The sequence below is a fragment of the Streptomyces sp. NPDC059201 genome (assembly GCF_042754585.1).
Taxonomy (GTDB): Bacteria; Actinomycetota; Actinomycetes; order Streptomycetales; family Streptomycetaceae; genus Streptomyces.
The window spans coordinates 265,364-271,878 of record NZ_JBHZBB010000012.1; the positions used below are offsets into that span (position 1 = coordinate 265,364).

5 protein-coding genes are annotated in these 6,515 nt (G+C 74.0%); 4 read left to right on the top strand and 1 reads right to left on the bottom strand.

Features of this window, described 5'->3' with window-relative positions:
* Window positions 1-44: 44 nt before the first annotated feature.
* Complete coding sequence (locus ACFXMG_RS32455) at window positions 45-962, bottom strand: sugar phosphate isomerase/epimerase family protein (RefSeq protein ID WP_383830235.1); 918 nt, start codon at window positions 960-962, stop codon at window positions 45-47.
* A 184-nt stretch (window positions 963-1,146) separates the two neighbouring features.
* On the opposite strand from ACFXMG_RS32455, the gene iolC reads away from it, so the two are divergent.
* The 4 genes from iolC to mmsA are packed head-to-tail and all read left to right on the top strand — an operon-like array spanning window position 1,147 to window position 6,399.
* Complete coding sequence (gene iolC, locus ACFXMG_RS32460) at window positions 1,147-2,139, top strand: 5-dehydro-2-deoxygluconokinase (protein WP_383830261.1); 993 nt, start codon at window positions 1,147-1,149, stop codon at window positions 2,137-2,139.
* Window positions 2,136-2,981 carry a 5-deoxy-glucuronate isomerase gene (gene iolB, locus ACFXMG_RS32465; protein ID WP_383830232.1) on the top strand — a complete coding sequence of 282 codons (846 nt, stop codon included), beginning with the start codon at window positions 2,136-2,138 and terminating at the stop codon, window positions 2,979-2,981. The genes iolC and iolB overlap by 4 nt, the downstream gene beginning before the upstream one ends.
* Entirely contained in the window at window positions 2,972-4,873 is a 1,902-nt protein-coding gene (iolD, locus tag ACFXMG_RS32470) for a 3D-(3,5/4)-trihydroxycyclohexane-1,2-dione acylhydrolase (decyclizing) (protein ID WP_383830258.1), read from the top strand. Before iolB ends, iolD begins: the two co-directional genes overlap by 10 nt.
* Window positions 4,874-4,896: 23 nt before the next feature.
* Window positions 4,897-6,399 (top strand): CoA-acylating methylmalonate-semialdehyde dehydrogenase, encoded by a 1,503-nt coding sequence (gene mmsA / locus ACFXMG_RS32475; protein ID WP_383830229.1) that lies wholly within the window; start codon window positions 4,897-4,899, stop codon window positions 6,397-6,399.
* Window positions 6,400-6,515: the final 116 nt, after the last annotated feature.

Consider the following 6,515-nt stretch of genomic DNA (forward strand, 5'->3'; position numbering starts at 1 on the left):
GGACATGTGTGACGAAGCCGGGACCTCCGTGACGGAGGACGCGCTCACACCCCGCAGGAGCGGAGGTAGCCGCGGGTGCGCAGGGCGATCGGGTAGGGGGCGTCCGGCTCGCACGGGTACATGTCCTGCTCCACGATCGCGAAGAGCTCCACGTCCAGCGCCGCCGCGGCCGCCAGGACCGGCTCCAGGGCCGGCACCCCGGCCGGCGGCTCGCACATCACGCCCCGCGCCACCGCCGGGCCGAACGGCAGCCCCTCGGCCCGCACCTCGGCCAGCACCGCCGGATCCACCTGCTTCAGATGGAGGTAGCCGATGCGCTCCCCGTAGGTCTCGATCAGCTTGACGCTGTCCCCGCCCGCGTACGCGTAGTGCCCGGTGTCCAGGCAGAGCGCCACCGCCTCCGGATCGGTGGCGTCGAGGAAACGGGTCACGCTCTCCTCGTCGTCGAGGTGGGTGTCGGCGTGCGGATGGACCACGATCCGCAGCCCGTACCGCTCCCGCACCTCCCGCCCGAGGCGCTCGGTCAGCGCCGTCAGGTGCCGCCACTGCTCCGGCGTCAGCACCCGGTCCTCCAGCACCGCGCCGGTCTTGTCGTCCCGCCAGAAGGACGGGATCACCACCAGGTGCCGGGCGCCCATGGCCTGGGCCAGCGCCGCGTTCTCCGCGACGTGCGCCCAGGTCCGCTCCCACACGGCGGGCCCGTGGTGCAGCCCGGTGAAGACCGTGCCGGCCGAGACCCTCAGCCCCCGCCGGGAGGTCTCCTCGGCGAGCAGCGCGGGATCGGTGGGCAGGTAGCCGTACGGACCCAGCTCGATCCACTCGTAGCCGGACCCCGCCACCTCGTCGAGGAACCGCTGCCACGGCACCTGCCGGGGATCGTCGGGGAACCACACCCCCCAGGAGTCCGGGGCGGATCCGATCCGGATGCGGGCGGGCGACGGCGACGGCGACGGCTTCGTCATGCCAGCCACCTTGACCGCGCCCCGGAGCAGCGTCAAGACACCCGCCGGACCCGCCGGGGAGTCGTCCGAATGTCCGGACATGTCGTTGACACGCCTCCCGGCGGACGGCTAGACCTGGGAGCGGACACCGGAGTCGAGAGGTGGCGTGGCACGGGTGGAGTCGGAGCCGTACGACCTGATCACCATGGGGCGGCTCGGCGTCGACCTCTACCCCCTCCAGAGTGGCGTCGGACTCGACCGCGTCGAGACCTTCCGGAGGTTCCTCGGCGGCTCCCCGGCCAACGTGGCCGTCGCCGCCGCCCGCCTCGGCCGGCGCACCGCGCTCGTCAGCCGCACCGGGGCCGACGCCTTCGGCGCCTACCTCCGGCGCGAGCTGAAGGAGTGCGCGGTGGACGCCCGCTGGGTCACCGAGGTCCCCGAGCACCCCACGCCCGTCACCTTCTGCGCCCTCTTCCCGCCCGACGACTTCCCCCTCACCTTCTACCGCCGCCCCAAGGCCCCCGACCTGGAGATCCACCCGCACGAGCTGGACCTCGACGCGATCCGCGCCGCCCGCGTGCTGTGGGCCACCGGCACCGGGCTCAGCGAGGAACCCAGCCGCTCCGCCACCCTCACCGCCCTGCGGGCCCGCGCCGGCCGCGCCCACACCGTCCTCGACCTCGACTGGCGCCCCGCCTTCTGGCCCGACCCGGCCACCGCCCGCCCCCACTACACCGAGGCCCTGCGGCACGCCACCGTCGCCGTCGGCAACGCCGAGGAGTGCGAGGTCGCCACCGGGGAGCGCGCCCCGGAGGCCGCCGCCCGCGCCCTCCTCGGCCTCCTCGCCCCCGGAGACGGTGCCAGGGACAGTGAGGGCGCGGCCGTGCGGCTCGCCGTGGTCAAGCGCGGGCCCGAGGGCGTCCTCGCCCTCGCCGCCGACGGGCGCCGCGCCGCCGTCCCGCCGCTGCCCGTCGAGGTCGTCAACGGCCTCGGCGCCGGGGACGCCTTCGGCGGTGCCCTCGTCGACGGCCTCCTCGCCGGCCTCCCGCTGGAGGAGACCCTGCGCCGCGCGGCCGCCGCCGGCTCGATCGTGGCCGGCCGCCTCGGCTGCGCCCCCGCCATGCCGGACCCCGCCGAGATCGACCTCGCCCTCGCCACCGGCTCGGGCACCCTCCCCACCGAGGACTCCCGCACATGACCAGCCCCCACGGCCCCCACAGCCCCCGACGCCCGAGCCGGCTCCACCTCCCCGCCGGGAGCGCCGCCCGGGGCCCGTACGCCCTGGACATCGACCCTCCGACCGCCGGATGGAGCCGTTCCGCGCTCCGCGTCCTCGACCTGCCGCCCGGGGCGGACCACACCTTCGACAGCGCGGATGCCGAATGGGTGGTGCTTCCCCTCGCCGGGGCCTGTACCGTGCGCGTCGACGGGGAGCTTTTCGAACTCGGGGGACGGGAAAGCGTGTTCGCCTCCGTGTCCGACTTCGTCTATGTACCGCGCGACGCCCACGCCCAGATCGCCTCCGGCGCGGGAGGCCGCTTCGCTTTGGCAGGAGCGAACTGCGAGCGACGACTCCCCGCCCGCTACGGCCCCGCGCCGGAGGTTCCCGTCGAGACCAGGGGCAGCGGCGACCGCGCCCGCCTGGTGCGGAACTTCGCCTCGGCCGACGCCTTCGCCTGCGACCGGCTGATCGCCGTCGAGGTCATCACCCCCGGCGGCCACTGGTCCTCCTACCCGCCGCACAAGCACGACGAGCACCACCCCGGGACCGAGTCCGTCCTGGAGGAGATCTACTACTACGAGATCGGCGACCCGCGCGGCTACGCCTACCAGCGGATCTCGCCCTCCCGGCCCGGCGGCGCCGACCTCCTCGCCGAGGTCCGCCACGGCGACGCCGTCCTCGTCCCCGACGGCTGGCACGGCCCCTCGATCGCCCAGCCCGGCCACGACCTCTACTACCTCAACGTCATGGCCGGACCCGGCGCCACGCGGGAGTGGCGGATCAGCTTCCACCCCGACCACACGGAGGGATACGCGTGAGGCTCACCGTCGCCCAGGCGCTCGTGCGCTTCCTTGCCGCCCAGTACACCGAGCGCGACGGCGTCCGGCACCGGCTCATCGCCGCCACCTGGGGCATCTTCGGCCACGGCAACGTCGCCGGGATCGGGCAGGCGCTCGTCGAGCACGCCGACCTCATGCCCTTCCTCCAGGGCCGCAACGAGCAGGCCATGGTGCACGCCGCCGTCGGCCACGCCCGCCAGACCGGCCGGCTCTCCGCGCACGCCGTCACCACCTCCATCGGCCCCGGCGCCACCAACCTCGTCACCGGCGCCGCCCTCGCCACGATCAACCACCTCCCGGTGCTCCTCCTCCCCGGCGACACCTTCGCGACCCGCCCCGCCGACCCGGTCCTCCAGCAGCTCCAGCTGCCCCACGCCGGCGACGTCTCCGTCAACGACTGCCTGCGGCCCGTCTCCCGCTCCTTCGACCGGATCACCCGGCCCGAGGCCCTCATCCCGGCCGCCCTCGAAGCCGCGCGGGTCCTCGCCGACCCGGCGGCGACCGGCGCCGTCACCCTCGCCCTCCCGCAGGACGTGCAGGCGGAGGCGTACGACTGGCCCGAGGAGTTCTTCGCCGAGCGGGTCTGGCGGATCCGCCGGCCCCGTCCCGACCGGGCCGAACTCGACGCCGCCGCGCGGGCGCTGCGGGAGGCCGAGCGCCCGCTGCTCGTCGCCGGCGGCGGGGTCCGGCACAGCGCCGCCGAGGACGCCCTGCGGGAGCTCGCCGAGCGGGCGGGGCTGCCCGTCGCCACCACGCAGGCGGGCAAGGGCGCGCTCCCGTACGACCACCCGTGCGAGGTCGGCGGTCTCGGCCACACCGGCACCGCCACGGCGAACGACCTGGCCCGCGCCGCCGACCTGGTCATCGGCGTCGGCACCCGCTACACCGACTTCACCACCGCCTCCGGCACCCTCTTCGCCCCGGACGCCCGCTTCCTCAACCTCAACATCACCGCCTTCGACGCCCACAAGCAGGGCGCGCGGCTGCCGCTCGTCGCAGACGCCCGCGAAGGACTCACCGCCCTCACGGAAGCCCTCACCGACCCCCTCGCCGAACCCCTCACGGCCGACGCCCCCGGCGGCCGCCGGGAACGGCCGGTGACCTGGGCCGCCGCGAAGGCCGCGTGGGAGGCCCGCGTCACCGCCGCCTACGCCGCCCCCGACGAGACCGCCCGCCCCACCCAGGCCCAGGTCCTCGGCGTACTCGACACCCTGGTCGACCACACCGACATCCTGATCAACGCCGCCGGCTCGCTCCCCGGCGACCTCCACAAGCTGTGGCGGACCCGCTCCCGCGACCAGTACCACGTCGAGTACGGCTACTCCTGCATGGGCTACGAGATCCCCGCCGCCATCGGCGTGCTGCTCGCCGCCCCCGGCCGGCCCGTCTGGGCGCTCGTCGGGGACGGTACGTATCTGATGAATCCCACCGAGATCGTCACCGCCGTGCAGGAGCGGCTCCCGCTGAAACTGGTGATCCTCCAGAACCACGGGTACGCCTCCATCGGCGGCCTCTCCGAGGCGGTCGGCGCCGAGCGGTACGGCACCGACTACCGCCTGCGGGACGGCGGCGGAGGCTTCACCGGCCCCCCGCTCCCCGTCGACCTCGGAGCCAACGCGGCCTCCCTCGGGATGCGGGTGCTGCGCCCCCGTACCGTCCGTGACCTGCGGGAAGCCCTCGCGGACGCCCGGACGGCCGCGGATCCCACATGTGTCTACGTCGAGACCGAAACGGGCGACAGTGTGTCGGGCCCGCCTCCGGCCCAGGCGTGGTGGGATGTGCCCGTGGCCGAGATCTCGACCCGCCCGTCGGCGGTCAAGGCCCGCGAGGAGTACGCCCGGCACGTCACCGCCCGACGCCGCCATCTCTGAAGGCTCTGAAGGAGTAACTCGTCATGACGAAGAGCGTCCACCACTGGATCGGTGGCAAGACCGTCGAGGGCACGTCGGGCAACTGGGGCCCGGTCACCGACCCGGCCACCGGCGCCGTGACCACCCAGGTCGCCCTCGCCTCGGTGGAGGAGGTCGACGCGGCCGTCGCCGCCGCGAAGGGCGCCTTCGCCACCTGGGGCACCTCCTCGCTGGCCCAGCGCACCACGATCCTCTTCAAGTTCCGCGCGCTGCTCGACGCCAACCGCGACGCCATCGCCGAGCTGATCGTCGCCGAGCACGGCAAGGTCCACTCCGACGCCCTCGGCGAGGTCGCCCGCGGCCTGGAGATCGTCGACCTGGCCTGCGGCATCACCACCCAGCTCAAGGGCGAGCTGTCCACCCAGGTGTCGAACCGCGTGGACGTGGCCTCGATCCGCCAGCCGGTCGGCGTCGTCGCCGGCATCACGCCCTTCAACTTCCCGGCCATGGTGCCGATGTGGATGTTCCCGATCGCCATCGCGACCGGCAACACCTTCATCCTCAAGCCGAGCGAGAAGGACCCGTCGGCCTCCCTCAAGATCGCCGAGCTGCTGGCCGAGGCCGGTCTGCCGGACGGCGTGTTCAACGTCCTGCACGGTGACAAGGTCGCCGTCGACCGCCTCCTGGAGCACCCGGACGTCTCCGCGATCTCCTTCGTCGGCTCGACCCCGATCGCGAAGTACATCCACACCACGGCCTCCGCGAACGGCAAGCGCGTCCAGGCGCTCGGCGGCGCCAAGAACCACATGCTGGTCCTCCCGGACGCCGACCTCGACGCCGCCGCCGACGCCGCCGTCTCCGCCGCGTACGGCTCCGCCGGCGAGCGCTGCATGGCGATCTCCGCGGTCGTGGCCGTCGGCTCCATCGGCGACGAGCTCGTCGAGAAGATCCGCGAGCGCGCCGAGAAGATCAAGATCGGCCCCGGCAACGACCCGACCTCCGAGATGGGCCCGCTCATCACGGCCGTCCACCGCGACAAGGTCGCCTCCTACGTGCACGGCGCGGCGGCCGAGGGCTGCCAGGTCGTCCTCGACGGCACCGGCTACACGGTCGACGGCTACGAGGACGGGCACTGGATCGGCCTCTCCCTCCTGGACCACGTGCCGACCTCGGCGGCGGCGTACCAGGACGAGATCTTCGGCCCGGTCCTCTGCGTGCTGCGCGCCGAGACGTACGAGGAGGGCCTGGCCCTCATCAACGCCTCGAAGTTCGGCAACGGCACCGCGATCTTCACCCGTGACGGCGGCGCCGCCCGCCGCTTCCAGCTGGAGGTCGAGGCCGGCATGGTCGGCGTCAACGTGCCGATCCCGGTGCCGGTCGGCTACCACTCCTTCGGTGGCTGGAAGGACTCGCTCTTCGGCGACCACCACATCTACGGCAACGACGGCGTGCACTTCTACACCCGCGGCAAGGTCGTCACCACCCGCTGGCCGGACCCGGCCGACGCGCCGAGCGGTGTGGACCTGGGCTTCCCGCGCAACCACTGACCCGCGAGGTCGTACGACGGTCCCCGGGGTGCGTACCGCCGCACCCCGGGGACCGTCGGCCGTGTGCATGGCGGGTCCGGCCTCAGCCTGACCCGCCGTCACGAGCGGCACAAGAG

Coding starts and splice junctions, on each gene's coding strand:
- ACFXMG_RS32455 (WP_383830235.1), bottom strand. CDS start 962: ATGACGAAGCCGTCGCCGTCGCCGTCGCCCGCCCGCATCCGGATCGGA.
- iolC (WP_383830261.1), top strand. CDS start 1,147: ATGGGGCGGCTCGGCGTCGACCTCTACCCCCTCCAGAGTGGCGTCGGA.
- iolB (WP_383830232.1), top strand. CDS start 2,136: ATGACCAGCCCCCACGGCCCCCACAGCCCCCGACGCCCGAGCCGGCTC.
- mmsA (WP_383830229.1), top strand. CDS start 4,897: ATGACGAAGAGCGTCCACCACTGGATCGGTGGCAAGACCGTCGAGGGC.